This is a genomic window from Kitasatospora aureofaciens (genome assembly GCF_001188955.3).
Taxonomy (GTDB): Bacteria; Actinomycetota; Actinomycetes; order Streptomycetales; family Streptomycetaceae; genus Kitasatospora; species Kitasatospora aureofaciens.
In genome coordinates this window covers 24,934-45,086 of the sequence record NZ_JPRF03000050.1, presented here as the reverse complement: position 1 = coordinate 45,086, position 20,153 = coordinate 24,934, and the positions used below count along the sequence as shown (strand labels likewise).

The following is a 20,153-nucleotide window of genomic DNA, read 5'->3' as shown; positions in this document are numbered from 1 at the left end:
CGGGCGGGGCGGGCTGACCGCCGGCCGGGCCGGTGCGCACCACCGGCAGCCGGGCCGGGTGGTCGGCGAGCCAGCGCTCGATGGCCAGCCGGGCGGCGGGGGTGCGGGCGTGCGCCAGCCACTCCGGCGACGGCCCCGAGGGTTCGGCGCCGCGCTGGCCGCTCCCGGCCGGGGGGCCCTCGGTGAGCACGGCGAGCACGTCCCCGTCCTGGAGCACGGTGGACAGCGCGGTCAGCCGGCCGTTGACCCGGGCGCCGATACATCGGTGACCGGTCTCCTCGCCGAGCAGGTAGGCGGCGTCCACACAGCTGGCCCCGGCCCTGAGCTGAAGCGTTTCACCGCTCTCCGTCACCACGGTGATCTCCCGGTCGCCCGCCAGGTCGGCGGTGAGCGCGGACCAGAAGGCATCCGGGTCGGGGGTCTCCTGCTGCCACTCCAGCAGCCGGCTGAGCCAGCCCGGCCGGGCCGGGTCGGTGCGGTCCAGCTCGTCCGCGTCCTGGGCGGCGCCGGTCCGCGACGGGTCGCCGAGCGCGACCACCCCGGTCTCGGCCACCTCGTGCATCCGGCGGGTCCGGACCAGCACCTCCACCACCTCGCCGTCCAGCGCCACGGCGGTGTGCAGCGACTGGTAGAGGTTGAACTTGGGGGCGGCGACAAAGTCCTTGAACTCCCCGGGCAGCGGCGTCCAGCAGGTGTGCAGCTCGCCGAGCACGGCGTAGCAGTCGGCGTTCTCCTCGACCACCACCAGCAGCCGCCCGAAGTCGGCCGGCTGCGGCCGCTGCGGCTGCCCGTCCGGCCCGGGCGCGGCGGCCCGCTTGACCAGCACCCGGTGCAGCGAGACGCAGTGCCGGGGCCGTACCGTCACCTCGGCGGCGACCCCGGCCTCGGCCAGCTGGCGGGCCAGTCGGCGGGCGAACGGCTCCAGCAGGGCGTCCGGCTCGGCCTCGTGAGCGGCCATCAGTGCGCGGGTGCGGGCGTGCTCCTCGGGGTGCAGGGTGGCGAAGACGATGTCCTCCAGCTCCGCCTTGAGCACCTGGATGCCGAGCCGCTCGGCCAGCGGGATCAGCACGTCCCTGGTGACCTTGGCGATCCGCACCTGGCTGGCCGGCTTCATGTGCCGGATGGTGCGCATGTTGTGCAGCCGGTCGGCGAGCTTGATCACCATCACCCGGACGTCGTCCCCGGTGGCGACCAGCATCTTGCGGAAGGTCTCGGCCTCGGCGGCGGCGCCGAAGTCGACCTTCTCCAGCTTCGTCACCCCGTCGACCAGGTAGGCGACTTCGGGCCCGAACCCGGCGCCCACCTGGTCCAGCGTCAACTCAGTGTCCTCGACCGTGTCGTGGAGCAGCGAGGCGACCAAGGTGGTCGTCCCCGCGCCGAGTTGGGCCAGGATCATGGTGACGGCCAGCGGGTGGGTGATGTACGGCTCGCCGCTCTTGCGCTTCTGGCCGCGGTGGCTGGCCTCGGCCAGCCGGTACGCCCGGGCCAGCAGGGCGAGGTCCGCCTGCGGATGGTGTCGGCGGTGCACCCGGACCAGCGGTTCCAGGGCGTCCGGCACGGGCGGGCGCCCGGTGGCCAGTAAGGCGGCCCGCCCGGCCCGGCCGAGGGCGGCCCGGCCCAGCTCTCCGAGGGGCCTCCTGGCCCCGGCCTGCCGTACGCTCGTCGGCTGCCCCGCGAGAGGGGGCTGCCCGGCTTCGATGGTCATCGGCACCTCCGGCAACGTCGCCGGGCGCTGCCCCTCCCCGTGGGGTGATCGACCCGGTGGTCCATGCTACCGAGCAGAGCACGTTCCGCGACGCAGTGATTCCCGTCCGCGAGCGGTATCACCCGATCGGGGGGATTCGTCACCGCGCGAAATGGGCAAACCGGGCCGTCAGCCCCGCGTCAGGGACCCCCACCAGCGCTCGTCGAGCCGCCCCTCGGCCACGATCACCGCCGGTCCGGTCATCTCCACCCGGCCGTCCGGGTGCTCGGTGATGACCAGGCGGCCGCCCAGCACGTCCACGGTGTACGAGACCGCCTCGCCGGTGACGGCCGGGTCCGCGCCGTCCCTGCGGATGGCCGCCACCGCGACGGCACAGGCGCCGGTGCCGCAGGAGCGGGTCTCGCCCGAGCCGCGCTCGTGCACCCGCATCGCGACGTGCCGCGGGCCGCGGTCCACCACGAACTCGACGTTGACGCCCTCCGGGTACGCCCCCTCGGGGCTGGTGAGCGGCGCGGTGAAGAGGTCCCCGGCGTGGTCCAGGCTCTCCACGAAGGCCACCGCGTGCGGGTTGCCCATGTTGACGTTCAGCGCGGGCCAGCGCCGCTCGCCGACCGCGACCTCGATGCCGTCCGGTCCGGGCAGCCGGGCGCGGCCCATGCCGACGGTGACCTCGCCGGGCGTGCCGTCCTCGGCGTCCTCGGCGACCTTCGCGGTGAGCACCCCGGAGCGGGTGGCGATCGCCAGTTCCCCGGGCTTCGCCAGACCGGCCTCGACCAGGAAGCGGGCGAAGACCCGCAGGCCGTTGCCGCACATCTCGGCGATGCTGCCGTCGGAGTTGCGGTAGTCCATGAACCACTCGGCCCGGTCGGCCAGGTCCGCGGCGGCCGGGTCGGCGGCCGCGCGCACCACGCGCAGCAGCCCGTCGCCGCCGATGCCGGCCCGCCGGTCGCACAGCGCGGCGACGGTCTCCGGGCCGATCTCCAGCACGCCGTCCGGGTCCGGCACGATCACAAAGTCGTTCTGGGTGCCGTGCCCCTTGAAGAAGGGGAGACCGGCCCGCTGGGAGGAGGACTGCTGAGGAGAGGATGCGCTCACCCCTCCGATGGTACTGATGCCCGCCCGCCCGGCGTGGGGCGGGAAGGTGCCCACGGCCGGCTCAGCGCAGGTAGGCGACCCGCCAGACCGCGAGCGCACAGGCGGCCAGCGCGATCAGGGTGTACACCGCGATGGCCTTCCAGCCGGCCCGCTGCCCGGATCCCCGGCGCGGCAGCCCCGGCCACTTGTAGCCGGCGTGCCGGGCGGCCATCGCGCCCCAGCCGAACGAGGCGGCGGTGAACAGCAGCCCGAGCATCCCGATCATGGTGGCCCGCGCCCCGGCCGAGCCGAAGGCGAGCGGGAAGGCGAACATCAGCGAGCCGAGGGTGCCGAGCAGGGCGATCGGCAGGGTCTGCCACCAGCGGAGCCGGCGCAGCGGCCGGATCTCCCGCTCGTGCACGGCGGCGTCCGGCGGGGTGCGGGTGTCCAGCGCGGGCACCGCGGAGGCGTAGGAGGTCGGTGCCCCCAGGCCGGTCAGCACGGGGAGGTCGCCCATCGTCGACTCGTCGAACTCGTCGAACTCCTCGGCCGGTGCGGTGACGCTCCCGCCCTGGCCGGGTTCGGGGCCGGTACCCGTCGACACACGGCCTCCCCTGACAGATCGACACGAGCGGACTCGCGGCCGGGCACGGTCGACCCGCGCGGGCCGACCCTTATGGCATCGATGATGGCATGTCCAGAGGGGACGTTCGGGGCCTGACCGGGGTCCTCGGGTGATCCGTGGCCATCACGTGATCGGGCCGTGACCCCCGGTGCGCTCTGCACGGTCGCCTGCGCGCGCAGGTGCACCGCCGAATTGGCCGGAACAGGTCCTATGCGGCCGGAACTCCCTGACGTCCGATCAGTTCGAGGGAGCGCTCCAGCAACTCGACCGGGTCGGTGCCGGCCGGACGGGAGAGCCAGTGGATGCGGTCGTCCCGGCGGAACCAGGACTCCTGGCGGCGGGCGAAGCGCTTGGTGGCCCGGACGGTCTCGGCCCGTGCCTCGTCCTCGGTGCACTCGCCGGCGAAGTGGTCGAGCACCTGCTGGTAGCCGAGCGCCCGCGAGGCGGTCCGGCCCTCCCGCAGTCCGACCTTCTCCAGCTCGCGCACCTCGTCCAGCAGCCCGGCCTCCCACATCCGGTCGACCCGCAGGGTGATCCGCTCGTCCAGTTCGGGGCGCGGGACGGCGACGCCGATCTGCACCGCCTCGTACACCGCGGTGTTGCTCGGCAGGTTGGCGGTGAAGGGCTGCCCGGTGATCTCGATGACCTCCAGGGCGCGGACTATCCGCCGCCCGTTGCTCGTCAGGATCGCCTCGGCGGCCGCCGGGTCCAGCTCGGCCAGCCGCCGGTGCAGCGCGTACGGGCCGGCCTGCTCCAGCTCGGCCTCCAGCCGGGCGCGCACCTCGGGGTCGGTACCGGGGAACTCCATCTCGTCGATCGCGGCCCGGACGTACAGTCCGGAGCCGCCGACCAGGACGGGGGTGCGCCCGGCGGCGAGCAGCCGGTCGATCTCGGCCCGGGCCAGCCGCTGGTACTCGGCGACGCTGGCGGCCTCGGTGACCTCCCAGACGTCCATCAGGTGGTGCGGCACTCCCCCGCGCTCGTCCAGGGTCAGCTTCGCGGTGCCGATGTCCATGCCCCGGTACAGCTGCATCGAGTCGGTGTTGATCACCTCGCCACCGAGGCTGCGGGCGATGGCGACGGCCAGATCGGACTTTCCGGCGGCGGTCGCGCCGACGATGCTGATCACACGGGAGCTGCTCACCGCTCCAGTCTCGCAAACCGCCGGGCCGCCCGGGACCGGCTGCCGCTCGCCCCCGACTGCGCGAGGACGTGACCGTTCCCCGGACCGTCTCCGGCCGTTTCCACGGCCGACCGCCCTTTTTGCGAACGCTTTACCCTTCCGGCGCGTTGTGCAGGAGACAGGGAACGAAGGAGATCGCCATGGGTCTGATGGACAACCTCAAGGGCAAGGCCGAGGAACTCAAGGAGAAGGCCGGCGAGCTCGCGGGCAGGCACAGCGACCAGATCGAGCAGATCGTGGACAGGGCCGGGGGCGCGATCGACAAGGCCACCAAGGGCAAGTACAGCGAAAGGATCGAGCACGGCGCCGGCCGGGCCAAGGACGCGGTCGAGGACTTCGCCCACAAGCCGAAGCCGGGCGGCGAGCAGGGTCGGGCCCCGCAGCCGCCGCAGGCCCCGCGGCCGTAACCGGTCAGGACCAGGACGCCACGAAGTACCCGACGCCGTACGGGGCGTCCTGGTAGCCCAGCCGCGCGGTGAGGCCGGCGCCCTCGGCGGCGCCGGCCAGCACCTGCCAGGGCGCCCGGCCCTCGGCCTTGAGCTCGGCGGCCAGCGCTGGGTCGACGGCGGCGAGGGCGGGCAGGTCGGCGGAGCCCAGGGCGGCGGCCAGCGAGGTGTCGAAGCCCTCGGCCCGCTCGTCCAGGTAGCCGGGCGCCTTCAGCGAACGGCAGGCGCTGCCGTCGCCGAGGACCAGCAGGGCGACCCGGTCGGCGAGGCCGGCCAGGCCCTGGCCGAGGCCGAGCATCCGGTCGGCGGGGGCGTCGGCGGGCACGGCGCAGGCGTGCGTCGGCAGGGTCACCCCGGCGCGCTCCAGCAGCCAGGCGCCGACGGTCAGCGAGGGCGCCAGCTCCGGCCCCTCGACGCGCCCCCCGGGCAGCTTGGCGATCAGCGGCACCCCGTAGCGGTGGAAGGACCCGGCCCCGCCCTCGGTCCAGACCTCGGCCTCCGGCCCGGCGCCGACCGCCACGACCAGCTGCGGCTCGGCCGCGACCAGCGCCGCCAGCGCCTCGTCGCAGGCGGCGCGCAGCGCGTCCAGCTCGGGCGCGGCCCCGGCGGCGACCTCGGGGACGAGCAGCGGCGGACAGGGACACACGGCGGCGGCTACCAGCATGCCGATCACTCTAAGGCGTGTCCCCCGGATCCCCGCTGCGGGGAGACACGGCCTTCCACGAGAACGGCCCTCCACGACAACGGCCGTCCACGACAACGGCCCGGCGGGAGCACCAACGCTCCCGCCGGGCCGCCGTCACGGCACGGGCGTCAGTCGCCGCAACAGGCGCCGCCCGCCGGGGCGGCCAGCGGCAGCTCGGCCGGGGCGCCGATCTTCGGCAGGCCGAGCATCACGCCGGCCGGCTTGCCGGCGGGCTCGGCCTGGCGCTTCTCCCAGGCGTCGCCGGCCCGAGTGCGGCGCACGGCGAGGGCCGGGCCCTCGGCCAGCAGGTGGTGCGGGGCGGCGTAGGTGATCTCGACGGTCACCATGTCGCCCGGCCGCACCGGCTCCTCCGGCTTCGTGAAGTGCACGAGCCGGTTGTCGGGCGCGCGCCCGGACAGCCGCTGGGTCCGGTCGTCCTTCTTGCCCTCGCCCTCGGCGACCAGGACCTCCAGGGTGCGGCCGACCTGCTTCTTGTTCTCGTCCCAGGAGATCTCCTCCTGGAGCGCGATCAGCCGGTCGTAGCGGGCCTGGACGACCTCCTTCGGCACCTGGTCCTCCATCTCCGCGGCGGGGGTGCCGGGGCGCTTGGAGTACTGGAAGGTGAAGGCGTTGGTGAAGCGGGCCTCGCGGACGACGTGCATCGTCTCCTCGAAGTCCTCCTCGGTCTCGCCGGGGAAGCCCACGATGATGTCGGTGGAGATGGCCGCGTCCGGCATCGCCTCGCGCACCTTGCGGATGATCCCGAGGAAACGCTCCTGCCGGTAGGAGCGGCGCATCGCCTTGAGGACGCGGTCCGAGCCGGACTGCAGCGGCATGTGCAGCTGGTGCATCACGCTCGGGGTCTCGGCCATCGCGGCGATCACGTCGTCGGTGAAGTCGCGCGGGTGCGGCGAGGTGAAGCGGATCCGCTCCAGGCCCTCGATCTGCCCGGCGGCGCGCAGCAGCTTGGAGAAGGCCTCGCGGTCGCCCAGGTCGGAGCCGTAGGCGTTGACGTTCTGGCCGAGCAGGGTCACCTCGATGACGCCCTCGTCCACCAGCGCCTCGATCTCGGCGAGGACGTCGCCGGGCCGGCGGTCCTCCTCCTTGCCGCGCAGCGCGGGGACGATGCAGAAGGTGCAGGTGTTGTTGCAGCCGACCGAGATGGCGACCCAGGCCGCGTACGCGGACTCGCGGCGGGTGGGCAGCGTGGAGGGGAAGGTCTCCAGCGACTCCAGGATCTCGACCTGGGCCCTGCGCTCGACGGCGGCCCGCTCCAGCAGTGCCGGCAGGTGGCCGATGTTGTGGGTGCCGAAGACCACGTCGACCCAGGGGGCGCGCTTGACGATGGTCTCGCGGTCCTTCTGGGCCAGGCAGCCGCCGACGGCGATCTGCATGCCCTGGTGGCGGCTCTTGGCCGGCGCGAGCTGTCCGAGGTTGCCGTACAGCTTGTTGTCGGCGTTCTCGCGCACCGCACAGGTGTTGAACACGACCAGGTCGGGGTCGCCGTCCGGCCCGGCCTTGACGTACCCGGCGTCCTCCAGCAGCCCGGACAGCCGCTCGGAGTCGTGGACGTTCATCTGACAGCCGTGCGTGACGACCTTGTAGCTCTTCAATCCGCTCTCACCGCTCACCAGACCAGGGTACGGGCAGCGGCACACCGGTTTTTCCGGACCTTCGCCGAGCTTTCCGCCGCCCGTTCCCCTCCCGTTCGGCCGGAGCGCCTGGCAGTATCCCTGCATGACCCCCACCGATCCGTCACTTCTCGGCGCCGCCGTCCGCCGCGCGGCCCGCAGCCCGTTGTGGCGGACGGTGCTGGTGCTGGTGCTGCTGGTCGCCGGCCTGGGCGGCTGGTGGCTGTCGGCGGGCCGCTCGCCCGGGTACCCGCGCGGGGAGACCCGCTTCGCGACCGGCGTCCCGCGCGGGGTCTACGACCGGTACGGGCAGCTGCTGCAGGCCCACGTCTCGCAGACCATGCCGGGGGTGCGGCTGGCCCTGGACAGCACCGACGGCTCGGTGGAGAACCTGTCCAGGGTGGTCACCGGCCAGGACACCTTCGCCATCGCCACCGCCGACGCGGTCGCCGCCTACCAGGGCGCGGGCAAGGACCGGCTGCGGGCGATCGCCCGACTGTACGACGACTACCTGCAGCTGATCGTCCCGGCCGGCTCCCCGGTGCACCGCACCGCCGACCTCAAGGGCCTGCGGGTCGGTGTCGGGCTGCCGCAGTCCGGGGTGAACCTGGTGACCAGGCGGCTGCTGACCGCGGCCGGGCTGGACCCCGACCACGACATCACCGCGGTCCCGGCGGGCGTCAGCGACGGCTCGGACGAGCTGCGCGAGGGCAAGCTGGACGCCTTCTTCTGGTCCGGCGGCCTGCCGACCAGCGCGCTCACCGACCTCTCCGACCGCTTCCGGATCCGGATCGTCCCGCTGGCCGACCTGTCCGAGGCGCTGCACAAGACGGAGGGCGACGGCGTCGACGCCTACCGGGCGGCCACCATGCCCAAGGGCACCTACCCGAACGCCGAACCCAAGGACGCGGTCGCCACCATGGCCGTGCCCAACCTGCTGGTCACCCGGGACGACGCGGACCCGGGCCTGGTGGAGGGCATGACCCGGGCGGTGATAGACAGCCGGGACCAGATCGGCGCCCAGGTGCACGCCGCCCAGCTGGTCGACCTGCGCACCGCCGTCTACACCGACCCGCTCCCGCTGCACGAGGGCGCGGCGCGCTACTACCGGTCCGTAAAACCCTAGGAACCGCTACGGCCGTTCCGGCCGCGGCACCGCCAGGGTCACCGCGAGCCCGGTCGGCTTCACCGGGGCGAAGCCGAGCGTGCCGCCGCCGGCCGCCAGCAGGGTGCGGGCGATGGACAGGCCCAGTCCGGAGCCGTCCACGTTCTGGTGTCGCGGGCTGCGCCAGAACCGGTCCCCGGCCCGGGACAGCTCGTCCTCGGTGAGCCCCGGCCCGGCGTCGCTGACGGTCACCGCGACCTCGTCCCGGCGCACCGCGACCCGCAGCCGCACCTCGCTGCCGGACGGGCTGAACTTGAGCGCGTTGTCCAGGACGGCGTCCAGCGCGGAGCCGAAGCCGATCGGGTCCGCCATGCCGATCGCCAGCGCCGGGCCGTCCCAGCGCAGGACGATCCCGCGCCGCTCGGCCACCGGCCGCCAGCCGTCCACCCGGGCGAGGGTCAGCTGGGCGAGGTCGGTCTGCTCGGGCTCGGGGCGGGCGTGCTCGGCGGTGGCCAGCCCCAGCAGGTCGTCCAGCACCCGGGCCAGCCGGGAGCCCTCCTCACGGACGCCGCCGAGCTCCTCCTCGTGGCCCTCGGGCAGTTCCAGGCCGAGTACCTCGACCCGCAGCAGCAGGGCCGAGAGCGGGTTGCGCAGCTGGTGCGACGCGTCCGCGACGAAGGCCTTCTGCTGGTCCATGGCGTGCACCACGTGGTCCGCCATCTCGTTGAACGAGCGGGCCAGTCGCTGGAGTTCGGGCGGTCCGCCGCCGGGGGCGACCCGGGCGGCCATCCGGCCGGTGGCTATGTCGTGGGTGGCCCTGTCCAGGGTGCGCACCGGGCGCAGCACCCACTCGGTGAGCCGTACGGCCAGCAGTACGGCGACGGCCATCGCGGCCGCCTCGCCGCCGGCGAGCACCAGCCACTTGTGCAGCACCCGGGCCCGTAGCGCGCCGGTCGGGGACTCGCTCAGCACCACCGCGACCACGTCGCCATCCCGCACCACCGGGGCGGCGACGGTAATCGTCCGGTCCTCGGTCCACGGCCAGACCTGCGGCGGGTTGTGGCTGCGCCGCCCGTCCAGCGCCTCCTGGAAGGCCTGGGCGCCCCAGCCGACGGCGGGCACCCGCCAGTCGCGCGGCGCGACCGCGATCGGCGCGCCGTCGCGCTGGAAGATGCCCAGGCGCACGCCGTACAGGTCGAAGTAGCGCTGGACCTCGGCCTCGATCGCGTGCCGCCGACTGAGGTCGCCGGGGGCGGGCTCCGGGTCGGCCTTGAGCGCGGAGTCCAGGGCGGCGGCGCCCGAGGTGGGCAGGTCCTGGGCGAAGCGGGCGGCGTCGTCAAGCCGGTCGACCACCACCCGGCTCTGCTCGGCCGCCGCGAACGCCGCCGCGAGCGGCAGCCCCAGGGCGGCCAGGACGCAGAGCATGAGGGCGATCAGGATGCCGAGCAGGCGGGTGCGCACGTGCGGTCAGTGCTCCGCGGGGGCGGACGGGGCCTGGTCGGCCGCGGTGGAGGTCGGGCTGTCGGGGATCAGCCGGTAGCCGACGCCGCGCACGGCCTCGACCAGGCCCGGCAGCGCGAGCTTGTTGCGCAGCGAGCCGATGTGCACTTCCAGGGTGCGGCCGTTGCCCTCCCAGCCGCTGCGCCAGACCTCGCTGAAGATCTGCTCGCGCCGGTAGACCACGCCGGGGCTCTGGGCGAGCAGCGCCAGCAGGTCGAACTCCTTGCGGGTGAGCGGCACGTCCCGGCCGTCCACGCTGACCCGGCGGCGTTCCCGGTCGATCCGGATGCCGCGGGACTCCAGCGGGCCGCGCTGCTGCGGTACGGCGTCGAGCGGGGGCACCGCCACCGAGGACGGCTGGGCACCGCGGCGGGCGACCGCGTGGATGCGGGCGAGCAGCTCGCCCATGTCGTACGGCTTGGTGACGTAGTCGTCGGCGCCCAGGTTGAGGCCGTGGATCCGGGAGCGGATGTCGGCGCGGGCGGTCACCATGATCACCGGCACTCCGCTGCCGGCCCGGATCCGGCTGCACACCTCGAAGCCGTCGCGGTCGGGCAGCCCGAGGTCGAGCAGCACGACGCGGTACGGCTCGTTGCCGTCCGGCACCAGGGCGTCCAGCGCCTCGTGCCCGCTGCGGGCGTGCCGCACCTGGAAGCCGTGCCGGCCGAGCACCGCGACCAGTGCCGCGGCCACGCGTTCGTCGTCCTCGACGAGCAGCAGTCGCATCCCGTTCTCCTCCCTCCCCCACGTGGTCGCCGGGGCCGATTAGGTCGGGGCCCGGTCCTGCGCAGTATGGGCCAGTGCGCGGCCCGGCGCCAGGCTCGACCGCGTACCGGGCTCCCGGGGGACTGCGAGCACCGGTACGGATTCCCGCTGTGACATGCCCCGTCGACACACTCGCGAACAGTGCGTACCCGTCGTGTGTCCGTTTCGTGATCCTCAAGTTCCGCTCAGATCCGCTGACGGGGCACCGTCAGCGCTCCTAAGGTCGCCCCACCGGGGGCTGCGGCTCCGCCGGTCGCGGCTCCCGGATTCGCACCACCTTTGCCACCCAAGGGAGTTGGGACTCCTCGGGCAGGCCGAAATGACCCAGTTCGACACAGTAGGGAGCAGGCGCGATGACCGAGAGCCCGGTCGAGGACTCCACCCCCGCAGCCGCCCCGCTGGTCGTGCTGAGCAACGTCAACAAGCACTACGGCGCGCTGCACGTGCTCCAGGACATCGACCTGGAGATCAGGCAGGGCGAGGTGGTCGTCCTGATCGGCCCTTCCGGGTCGGGCAAGTCCACGCTCTGCCGGACGATCAACCGGCTGGAGACGATCGACTCCGGCACGATCACCCTGTCCGGCCGGCCGCTGCCCGCGGAGGGCCGGGAGCTGGCCAAGCTGCGCGCCGAGGTCGGCATGGTGTTCCAGAGCTTCAACCTGTTCGCGCACAAGACCGTGCTGGAGAACGTGGTCCTGGCCCAGGTCAAGGTCCGCAAGGTGCTCCGCTCGCACGCCGAGAAGACCGCCCGCGAACTGCTCGACCGGGTCGGCGTGGGCGCGCAGGCGGACAAGTACCCGGCCCAGCTCTCCGGCGGCCAGCAGCAGCGCGTGGCGATCGCCCGGGCGCTGGCGATGAAGCCCAAGGTGATGCTCTTCGACGAGCCGACCTCGGCGCTCGACCCCGAGATGGTCAACGAGGTGCTGGAGGTCATGCGCCAGCTGGCCGCCGACGGCATGACGATGGTCGTCGTCACCCACGAGATGGGCTTCGCCCGCTCCGCCGCCAACCGGGTGCTGTTCATGGCCGACGGCAAGATCGTCGAGCAGGACACCCCGGACGCGTTCTTCACCGCGCCCCGCTCCGACCGCGCCAAGGACTTCCTCTCGAAGATCCTGCACCACTGACGCTTCGAGACCACGCGGGGCCGCCTCCGGCAACGGCGCCGGACGGCCCTGCCCGTGCACGACTTCCAGACGCCAGAGCCCGGTCCGCACCGTGGCCCAGCCCCAGGAGTACAACCCTCATGAGGACTTCCCGCACCCTCGCCGTGGCGCTCTGTGCCGTCGCGCTGACCGCCACCGCCGCCTGCGGCAAGGACGGCACCCCCGCCTCCAACGCGGCGAGCGCGACCAACGCCCCGGCGCTGCCGACCTACACGGTCAAGACGGACGCCAAGGTCGACTCCCCGGTCATCGCCGAGGCCAGGAAGCGCGGCCAGCTGATCATCGGCGCCAAGGCCGACCAGCCGAACCTCGGCTGGGAGGACGTCGCCAGCGGCGACCGCAGCGGCTTCGACATCGAGATCGCCAAGATGGTCGCCGCCGACCTGGGCTTCACCCCGCAGCAGATCAAGTGGCAGACCCTGGTCTCCTCGCAGCGCGAGCCGGCCATCGCCAAGGGCCAGATCGACTTCTACGTCGGCACCTACAGCATCAACGACGAGCGCAAGAAGACGGTCTCCTTCGCCGGCCCGTACTACATCGCCGGCCAGGACTTCCTGGTGAAGAGCGACAACACCTCGATCACCGGCCCGGACAGCATCAGCGGCAAGAACATCTGTACCGCCACCGGCTCGACCTCGATCAAGAACATCCAGCCGTACAACCCGAAGGTCACCCAGTTCGACACCTACTCGGCCTGCGTCGAGAAGCTGATGTCGGGCGAGGTCGACGCGGTCACCACCGACGACGCGATCCTCAAGGGCTACGCCTCCAAGTACGCCCCCAAGCTCAAGGTGGTCGGCAAGCCGTTCACCAAGGAGAACTACGGCGTCGGCCTGAACAAGGACGACAAGGCGCTGCGCGACGCGATCAGCGACGCCCTCAAGGCCCACGAGGACAACGGCGACTGGAAGAAGGCCTACGACGCGACCCTGGGCGCGTCCGGCTCGGCCGCCCCGGCGATCCCGACCCTCGACCGCTACTGATTCCACCCCCCGCTTCCCGACCATCTGTGAGAGGAGGGCCGCCGGATGGGGTTCCTGTTCGAGCAGGACAACTTCGCGTTGTTCCGCGACGGCTTCCTGCAGACGATCGAGCTGAGCGCGCTCAGCGCCCTGCTCGCCCTGCTGCTGGGCACCCTGCTGGCGGCCTTCCGGGTCTCCCCGGTGCCGGTCCTGCGCGCCTTCGGCACCACCTGGGTGACGCTGTTCCGCAACACGCCGCTGACCCTGCTGTTCTTTGCCGTCACCTTCGGCCTGCCGCCGCTCGGGGTGCACTTCAGCCACCTCACCTTCGCGGTGCTGGCGCTCGGCGGGTACACCGCCTCGTTCGTCTGCGAGGTGATTCGCTCCGGCATCAACACCGTCCCGCTCGGCCAGGCGGAGGCGGCCCGCAGCCTCGGCATGAACTTCTTCCAGACCCTCAGCCTGGTGATCCTGCCGCAGGCCACCCGGACCGTGCTGGGCCCGATGAGCAGCGTGTTCATCGCACTGCCCAGGAACTCGGCGATCGCCGGCGCGTTCAGCGTCGGCGAGCTGTACAGCGCCCAGCAGACCTTCTCCGAGCGCGGCTACTCGATCTTCTCGATCTTCTTCTGGGTGGCCTGCGCCTACCTGCTGATCAGCGCGACGGTCGCCTCCCTCTTCCGCTTCCTGGAATCCCGACTGGCGGTGGCCCGATGAGCATGCTCCAGCGTCAGCGGCAGGGCTCGGCGAGCGTCCTCTACGACATCCCCGGCCCCCGGACCCGCACCCGCTACCGGCTGTTCGGCGTCCTCGCGCTGCTCGGCATCGCGGGGCTGCTCTGGTACGCCGTCAGCGCGCTCGCCGACAACGGCCAGTTCGACGCCGACCTGTGGGACCCGTTCCAGTACAACTTCGTCCAGCAGATGATCGTGGACGGCCTGCTGTCCACCCTGAAGGCCTTCGGCCTGGCGGGCGCCTTCTCGCTCGCCCTGGGCGCGCTGCTGGCCTCCGGGACGCTCTCCGACCACGGGCCGGTCCGCTGGGTCTGCACCGCGATCGTCCAGTTCTTCCGGGCGATGCCGCTGCTGATCCTGATCGTCGCGCTCTACTACGCGTTCTTCGCCAAGGACCCGATGTGGGCGCTGGTGCTCGGCCTCACCCTCTACAACGGCTCGGTCCAGGCCGAGATCATCCGCAGCGGCGTCAACGCCGTCCCTCGGGGCCAGGGCGAGGCGGCGTACGCCCTCGGAATGCGCAAGACCCAGGTGATGTCCACCATCCTGGTGCCGCAGGCCGTCCGCTCGATGCTGCCGTCGATGATCGGTCAGCTGGTCGTCACCCTCAAGGACACCTCGCTCGGCTACATCATCACGTACAACGAGCTGCTGTTCATGGGCAAGAAGATCGCCAGCCAGCCGATGAACGCCGCGGGCTTCCCGTACATCCCCGTGGTGCTGGTGATCGCGCCCATCTACATCGCGCTGTGCCTGCTGCTGACCGCGCTCGCGCGGTGGATCGAAGCACGCGGCCGCCGCGGCGCGAACCGGCGCACTTCAGCTGCTGCTTGACGGACACGCAGGTGAACTGTTGCATTGCTGTTCGTGACACCTCCCGGGAGCATCCACGCGGCATATGCGGCAGCGGTAACTGACGCCGGCCCATGGGCCGGTTCGTGCCCGGAGGTCCCCGCATGGACCCGGTGATCGTGGTCGGGGCCGGACCGGTCGGTCTGGCCCTGGCCCTCGCGCTGGCCCGGCACGAGGTGCCGACCGTCGTCCTGGACGAGGGCTCCGGGCTCTGCCCGGAGGGCCCCCGCAGCGTCGTCCTCGGCGCCGACACCACCGCCTTCCTGACCCGGATCGGCTACTCCCGGGCCGTCTCCGACTCGGCGCTGTGGGACTCCTTCGCCATCTGGCGGCGCCGCCAGGAGGTGCGGCGGATCGACCTCACCGACTCGCCCACCTTCCACCTCCCCCAGCACCGCCTCCAGCGCGGCCTGCGCGACGCCCTGACCGGCACCCCGCTGGTCCGGCTGGTCCCGCTGAACCGGGTCGTCGAGCTCGAACAGGACCGCGACGGCGTCAGTGTCCGCACCCACGGCACCCAGGACGGCTCCGCCACCTGGTGGCGCGGCAGCCACCTGGTCGGCTGCGACGGCGCCCGCTCCACCGTCCGCAAACTGCTGAAGATCCGCTTCCCCGGCCGCCCGGCCGTCGACCGCAACGCCATCGCCACCGTCCGGGTCGACCTGCCCTTCGACGGCGCCCGGCTGCACCGCGAACCCCCGTGGCGCGGCGACCGCGAGGCCTCCGCCCGTCCGCTGCCGGACGGCGTCTGGCGGCTCGACTGGCGGCTGCCCCCCGGCCGACCCGCCCCCACCGAACAGGTCGACCCGCACGCCACCTGGCCCGGCATCGTCACCGGCGACACCCTGCTCACCCGGGTCACCTCCACCCTCACCGGCTGGTGCGGCGAACTCCCCCGCTACGAGCTGCTCGCCGCCGCCGACCACACTGCCCAGCAGCGCCTCGCCGCCCGCTTCCGCAGCGGCCGCTGCTTCCTGGCCGGCGACGCCGCTCACCTGCACGGCGCACTCGGCATGCAGAACCTCGCCGACGGACTGCGCGACGCCGACAACCTCGCCTGGCGGCTCGCCCTCGCCTGGCACCTCCACTCCGGCGGCCCCCAGCCCGGCGGGTCCCTGCTGGACGGCTACGAGGCCGAGCGCCGCGGCGCGGTCGGCGCCCGGCTGCGCGCCGTCGACCAGTCCATGCCGCTGCTGCGCCCGCTGCGCGGCTGGCAGCAGACCCGGCGCTCGCTGCTGGTCGGCGGCTTCCGCAAACACGCCCCGCTGCTCGCCGACGGCCAGCTGGGCACCGGCCGCTTCGGCGGCGCCCCCGCCTACCCGGCGGCGCCCTCCGGCGTCCCCGGCCGGGTGCCGGTGCAGCGCGGCGCGCGCGGCGCCACCTCGCTCAGCGAACTGCTGCCCGCCACCGCCCCCGGCGTGCTCGTCCCGGACCTTCCGGTGCTCACCACCGACGGCACCCCGGACCACCTGCACGCCCGGCTCGGCGCCACCTTCCTGCTGCTGCTGGTCGCCCCCGGCACCGCGGTCTGGTCGGCCGAGCACTGGCTCGGCGCCGGGCTGATGCCCCGGCTGGCCGAGGTCGCCGCCGCACTGCCGGTGCCGGCCCAGGTGCTGGTCACCGAGGAGTACCCGGGCGCCGGGCCGCACACCGTGCTGCTGATCCGCCCGGACGGCCACCTGGTCGGCGTCACCCAGGGCGCCGCCGCCGAGGACCTCCTGGCACTCGCCGACCGCGCCCGCGGCGGGCCGGCCCCGATCGCCGCCCCGCCCGAGCCGGAGCCCGAACCCACCCCGGAGCCCCAGCAGGTGGATTCCGCGAGTTAGGGCTTCCTCGGGGAGATCCGAGGGACACGCCTCAACCCGCTACCGCCGTGGCCCGGCTCTCCCGGACCTCCACTACTCCCATTCCGTCCCGGACCGTTCACCGGACGCCTCCTGCTCCAGCGCACCGCGCACCACCCGGAAGGCCAGCCCCTCGGAGTAGCCGCGCCGGGCCAGCATCCCGACCAGCCGCCGAGTGCGGACCTGCGGGTCAAGCCCCCGGGTGGACCGCAGCTTGCGCTCGACCAGCGCCCGGGCCGCGTCCGTCTCGTCGTCGTGGTCGAGCTGGGCGACGGCCTGCTCGACCACGTCGGCGGCCACCCCCTTGGTGCGCAGCTCCTGGGTCAGCGCCCGGCGGGACAGGCCCCGGACGGCGTGCCGGGACTCGACCCAGGCCGCAGCGAAGGCGGCGTCGTCGATCAGCCCGACCTCTTCCAGCCGGGTGAGCACCTCCTCGGCGACGTCCTCCGGGATCTCCCGCTTGCGCAGGGCGTCGGCGAGCTGCTTGCGGGACTTGGCCGCACCGGTGAGCAGCCGCAGGCAGATGTCCCGGGCGCGGCTCTCCGGGTCGGACTCCTCCTCGGCCCGCTTGCGGGAGGTACGGGCGGCGCCCGTCTCCTCGCCCGGCGGCCCCTCCTCGGAGCGCGCGCTCCGCCGGCCGCGGCGAGCTCGGGTGGGCGAGGCGGCCACACCCCCGTGACCGGCCGCCTCGGCCCCACCCGGGCTCCGCTCTGCGGGCATGCCGCCGCCCGCGGCCTCCGACTCCTCGGCCAGCGCCGAGCGACGCCGCCGACGGCCGGCGCGCAGCTCGGAGGCGGGGACCAGGCCGAGTGCCTCGAGCGGGGCCTCCGTCGGCTGCTCCCGGTCGAGAACCGGTCCGGGCGCCGCGCCGCGCGCCACCCGGACCGGAGTCCGCTCGGGCCGCGCTCGCGGCTCCGGCTCGGGCTCCGCGACCGCGGCGAACCAGTCCGGCGGCCCGAAGTCGTCGTCCTCGGGGCCCGCCGGGCCGCCGCCCACCATGTCGTACTGCGTCAACGGCTCAGGCCTTGGCAGCCGCCGTCTTCTTCGCCGCGGCCGTCTTGGCGGCGGTCGCGGTGATCGGCTTCGCGACGCCGTCGGCGGCGGCAGCGGCGGCCTCCGGAGCGGCCTCGGCCGGCTCCTCGGTCTTCGGGCCGATGCCGAGCTTGCCCTTGATCTTCCGCTCGATCTCGTCGGCGAGCTGCGGGTTGTCCCGCAGGAAGTTACGGGCGTTCTCCTTGCCCTGGCCGAGCTGGTCGCCCTCGTACGTGTACCAGGCGCCGGACTTCCGGATGAACCCGTGCTCGACGCCCATGTCGATCAGGCCGCCCTCGCGGCTGATGCCGATGCCGTAGAGGATGTCGAACTCGGCCTGCTTGAACGGCGCGGCGACCTTGTTCTTGACGACCTTGACGCGGGTGCGGTTGCCGACCGCCTCGGTGCCGTCCTTCAGGGTCTCGATCCGGCGGATGTCCAGTCGGACCGAGGCGTAGAACTTCAGCGCCCGGCCACCGGTCGTGGTCTCCGGCGAGCCGAACATCACACCGATCTTCTCGCGCAGCTGGTTGATGAAGATGGCGGTGGTGTTCGACTGGTTCAGCGCACCGGCGATCTTGCGCAGCGCCTGGCTCATCAGGCGGGCCTGCAGACCGACGTGCGAGTCACCCATCTCGCCCTCGATCTCGGCGCGCGGGACGAGTGCCGCGACCGAGTCGATGATCACCAGGTCGATCGCGCCGGAGCGGATCAGCATGTCGGTGATCTCCAGGGCCTGCTCACCGGTGTCCGGCTGGCTGACCAGCAGGGCGTCGGTGTCCACGCCGAGCTTCTTGGCGTACTCCGGGTCGAGCGCGTGCTCCGCGTCGACGAAGGCGACCGTGCCGCCGGCCCGCTGGGCGTTGGCCGCCAGGTGCAGGGTCAGGGTGGTCTTGCCGGAGGACTCGGGGCCGTAGATCTCGATCACTCGGCCGCGCGGGATGCCGCCCACCCCGAGGGCGACGTCCAGGGCGGTCGACCCGGTGGAGATCACCTCGACCGGCTCGTTCGCCTTCTCGCCGAGGCGCATCACCGAGCCCTTGCCGAACTGCCGCTCGATCTGGGCGAGCGCGGTCTCCAGGGCCTTCTCGCGGTCCGTACCTGCCATGGCTTTTTCCCTCGGGTTCTGTGCTGTGCGCTTCATCGTCATCGACGCTAGCGCGTCCCACTGACAAACGAGCCCCACCCGGCTCCGCCTGTGGAAAACTCCTCGCCGGAGAGTACAAAGGAACGTCTGTTCGATTCAAGCCGCGCAGGTCCGACCACGCCGGGGGGCGGGTCGACGGGGTCACCCCCGGCCGCCCGCCCCGCACCGTCCGTCACTCCCCGTCGCCGCCCACCATCCGCCGCAGCCGCCGCGCCGCCTCCCGGCGCAGCTCCCGCCGGGCCCGCCGCTGCTCGCCCTGGTCGATCCTCGGATCGGTCGCCACCTCGTACCGCCGCACGTACGTCCCGACGAAGCCCTGCATGGTCGCCGCCGCCGGGATCGCGATCAGCGCGCCCACCGCCCCCAGCAGCGCCGCCCCCGCGATCACCGCGCCGAAGGCCACCGCCGGGTGCACGTCCACCGTCCTGGCGGTGATCCTCGGGTGCAGCACGTAGTTCTCGATCTGCTGGTAGACCACCGTGAAGACCAGCACGTACAACGCGTCCACCGGCTCCACCGTCAGGGCGACCAGCACCGGCAGCGCACCCGCCAGGTACGTCCCGATGGTCGGCACGAACTGCGACATGACGCCGACCCAGATCGCCAGCGCCGCCGAGTACGGCAGGTCGATCAGCGCGAACATCACCCAGTGCCCGGCCGCCGACACCACCGCCAGCACCGCCCGGGAGTACAGGTAGCCGCCCGTCTTGGCCAGCGCGATCTCCCAGGCCCGCAGCACCTCCGCCTGCTTGGCGGGCGGCAGCAGCGAGCACACCGTCCGCCGCACCCGCGGGCCCTCGGCGGTGAAGTAGAACGTGAACAGCCCCACCGTGAACGTCTGGAACAGCCCGCCGATCAGCGTCGACGAGACGCCCCAGACGTTGTCCGCGGCCTGCTGGGCGTACCCCTCGATCGTCCCGGAGTCCTTCAGCAGCCGCTTCTGCAGCTCACCCAGCGACAGGTCCTGGTGGAACGTCCGGTTGGTCCAGACGATCAGATTGTCGACCAGGTGCGGCATGTCCCCGGCGATCTTCGCCACCTGGTCCACCAACAGCGTGCCGAGCGCCGCCAGGAAGCCCACCACCGCCACCCCGACCGCCACGAACACCAGGAAGGTCCCCACCCCCCGACGCACCCCGCGCGCCGCCATCCGGTCCACGGCCGGCTCCAGCGCCAACGAGAGGAAGAACGCCACCAACAGCATCACGAACAGGTCGATCAACTGCCGGAACGCCCAGTCCGCGAGCTGGAACAGCCCCACCGACACCAGGAACAACACCATCGCCCGGGGCAACCAGGGCGGCATCCCGCCCCACAACACCCCACCGTGCCCCGCCCGTTCCCCCTCGGCACCCCGCACCGCCTCACCGAGGCGCTCCTGCTCTCCGCTCGTAGTCACCCGGACAGTCTGTCCCACCACCCCCGCACCGACCGCTCAGCGCAGCAGCGCCGAAACCCCCTGCGTCTCACAGACCACCCGCCACACGTCCTTGGCCTCCCACCCCGCCTCCAACGCCTGCCGCACCGTCCGCCCACCCAACTCACTCATCACATGATCAGACGCAAACGACTCCGCATACCCCTCCCCGAAGTGCGCATACATCCGTCGCCAGAACTCGGTCAGCCTCATACCCCCAGTATCCCGGAGGCCCCTCACGGGCCCCGCCCACCGCCATCCCCCGCCAGTGGGCGCCGCC

General features: G+C 73.0%; 19 protein-coding genes. 7 read left to right on the top strand and 12 right to left on the bottom strand.

The genetic code is table 11. From position 1 onward, the window contains the following. From HS99_RS29475 to miaA, 4 genes are all read right to left on the bottom strand, one after another. On the bottom strand, positions 1-1,705 hold a 1,705-nt coding region (locus tag HS99_RS29475; RefSeq protein ID WP_079151544.1), incomplete at its 3' end, for a RelA/SpoT family protein. A gap of 168 nt (positions 1,706-1,873) precedes the next feature. Further along, entirely contained in the window at positions 1,874-2,800 is a 927-nt protein-coding gene (dapF, locus tag HS99_RS29470; RefSeq protein WP_046386351.1) for a diaminopimelate epimerase, read from the bottom strand. Between the two features lie 61 nt (positions 2,801-2,861). Then, on the bottom strand, positions 2,862-3,383 hold the full coding sequence (locus HS99_RS29465; protein ID WP_094743072.1) for a DUF1129 domain-containing protein: 522 nt from the start codon (positions 3,381-3,383) through the stop codon (positions 2,862-2,864). A gap of 229 nt (positions 3,384-3,612) precedes the next feature. Next, positions 3,613-4,548: a tRNA (adenosine(37)-N6)-dimethylallyltransferase MiaA gene (gene miaA, locus HS99_RS29460; RefSeq protein ID WP_030285317.1), complete on the bottom strand. Its 936-nt coding sequence runs from the start codon at positions 4,546-4,548 to the stop codon at positions 3,613-3,615. A gap of 179 nt (positions 4,549-4,727) precedes the next feature. On the opposite strand from miaA, the gene HS99_RS29455 reads away from it, so the two are divergent. Then, positions 4,728-4,994, top strand: a complete 267-nt coding sequence (locus tag HS99_RS29455; RefSeq protein ID WP_030285315.1) for an antitoxin — start codon at positions 4,728-4,730, stop codon at positions 4,992-4,994. A 4-nt stretch (positions 4,995-4,998) separates the two neighbouring features. On the opposite strand, the gene HS99_RS29450 is transcribed toward HS99_RS29455, so the two are convergent. Both HS99_RS29450 and miaB read right to left on the bottom strand, forming a co-directional pair. Next, positions 4,999-5,697: a class III extradiol dioxygenase subunit B-like domain-containing protein gene (locus HS99_RS29450; protein WP_030285313.1), complete on the bottom strand. Its 699-nt coding sequence runs from the start codon at positions 5,695-5,697 to the stop codon at positions 4,999-5,001. A 149-nt stretch (positions 5,698-5,846) separates the two neighbouring features. Beyond that, positions 5,847-7,349 carry a tRNA (N6-isopentenyl adenosine(37)-C2)-methylthiotransferase MiaB gene (miaB, locus tag HS99_RS29445; protein ID WP_223885963.1) on the bottom strand — a complete coding sequence of 501 codons (1,503 nt, stop codon included), beginning with the start codon at positions 7,347-7,349 and terminating at the stop codon, positions 5,847-5,849. A gap of 106 nt (positions 7,350-7,455) precedes the next feature. On the opposite strand from miaB, the gene HS99_RS29440 reads away from it, so the two are divergent. Next, positions 7,456-8,475: a TAXI family TRAP transporter solute-binding subunit gene (locus HS99_RS29440; RefSeq protein ID WP_030285308.1), complete on the top strand. Its 1,020-nt coding sequence runs from the start codon at positions 7,456-7,458 to the stop codon at positions 8,473-8,475. A 6-nt stretch (positions 8,476-8,481) separates the two neighbouring features. Here the strand turns inward: HS99_RS29440 and HS99_RS29435 are convergent, their stop codons facing one another. Together HS99_RS29435 and HS99_RS29430 are read right to left on the bottom strand one after the other, a co-directional pair. After that, the gene (locus tag HS99_RS29435) at positions 8,482-9,915 is read right to left on the bottom strand and encodes a sensor histidine kinase (protein ID WP_030285306.1); all 1,434 of its coding nucleotides are present in this window, start codon (positions 9,913-9,915) and stop codon (positions 8,482-8,484) included. A 6-nt stretch (positions 9,916-9,921) separates the two neighbouring features. Continuing rightward, positions 9,922-10,680: a response regulator transcription factor gene (locus HS99_RS29430; RefSeq protein ID WP_046386349.1), complete on the bottom strand. Its 759-nt coding sequence runs from the start codon at positions 10,678-10,680 to the stop codon at positions 9,922-9,924. Positions 10,681-11,072: 392 nt separating this feature from the next. Between HS99_RS29430 and HS99_RS29425 the strand changes: the two genes are divergently transcribed. The 5 genes from HS99_RS29425 to HS99_RS29405 all read left to right on the top strand — a co-directional run bounded on the left by HS99_RS29425 (position 11,073) and on the right by HS99_RS29405 (position 16,259). Then, positions 11,073-11,846 carry an amino acid ABC transporter ATP-binding protein gene (locus HS99_RS29425; protein ID WP_030285301.1) on the top strand — a complete coding sequence of 258 codons (774 nt, stop codon included), beginning with the start codon at positions 11,073-11,075 and terminating at the stop codon, positions 11,844-11,846. A gap of 119 nt (positions 11,847-11,965) precedes the next feature. Next, positions 11,966-12,868: a glutamate ABC transporter substrate-binding protein gene (locus HS99_RS29420; protein ID WP_030285299.1), complete on the top strand. Its 903-nt coding sequence runs from the start codon at positions 11,966-11,968 to the stop codon at positions 12,866-12,868. Positions 12,869-12,913: 45 nt separating this feature from the next. After that, entirely contained in the window at positions 12,914-13,564 is a 651-nt protein-coding gene (locus tag HS99_RS29415) for an amino acid ABC transporter permease (RefSeq protein WP_030285296.1), read from the top strand. After that, complete coding sequence (locus HS99_RS29410) at positions 13,561-14,415, top strand: amino acid ABC transporter permease (RefSeq protein WP_223885964.1); 855 nt, start codon at positions 13,561-13,563, stop codon at positions 14,413-14,415. The genes HS99_RS29415 and HS99_RS29410 overlap by 4 nt, the downstream gene beginning before the upstream one ends. Before the next feature lie 122 nt (positions 14,416-14,537). Continuing rightward, positions 14,538-16,259, top strand: coding sequence for an FAD-dependent monooxygenase (locus HS99_RS29405; RefSeq protein WP_051746950.1), 1,722 nt, complete (start codon positions 14,538-14,540; stop codon positions 16,257-16,259). A 72-nt stretch (positions 16,260-16,331) separates the two neighbouring features. On the opposite strand, the gene recX is transcribed toward HS99_RS29405, so the two are convergent. The 4 genes from recX to HS99_RS29385 form a co-directional block, all read right to left on the bottom strand. Then, positions 16,332-17,291 carry a recombination regulator RecX gene (gene recX / locus HS99_RS29400; protein ID WP_232543224.1) on the bottom strand — a complete coding sequence of 320 codons (960 nt, stop codon included), beginning with the start codon at positions 17,289-17,291 and terminating at the stop codon, positions 16,332-16,334. A 4-nt stretch (positions 17,292-17,295) separates the two neighbouring features. Next, positions 17,296-18,417, bottom strand: a complete 1,122-nt coding sequence (gene recA, locus HS99_RS29395) for a recombinase RecA (RefSeq protein WP_030285288.1) — start codon at positions 18,415-18,417, stop codon at positions 17,296-17,298. A 211-nt stretch (positions 18,418-18,628) separates the two neighbouring features. Continuing rightward, positions 18,629-19,855 carry an AI-2E family transporter gene (locus HS99_RS29390; protein ID WP_370863314.1) on the bottom strand — a complete coding sequence of 409 codons (1,227 nt, stop codon included), beginning with the start codon at positions 19,853-19,855 and terminating at the stop codon, positions 18,629-18,631. Positions 19,856-19,891: 36 nt separating this feature from the next. Further along, positions 19,892-20,086, bottom strand: coding sequence for a DUF3046 domain-containing protein (locus tag HS99_RS29385; protein ID WP_030285284.1), 195 nt, complete (start codon positions 20,084-20,086; stop codon positions 19,892-19,894). Between the last annotated feature and the right edge of the window lie 67 nt (positions 20,087-20,153).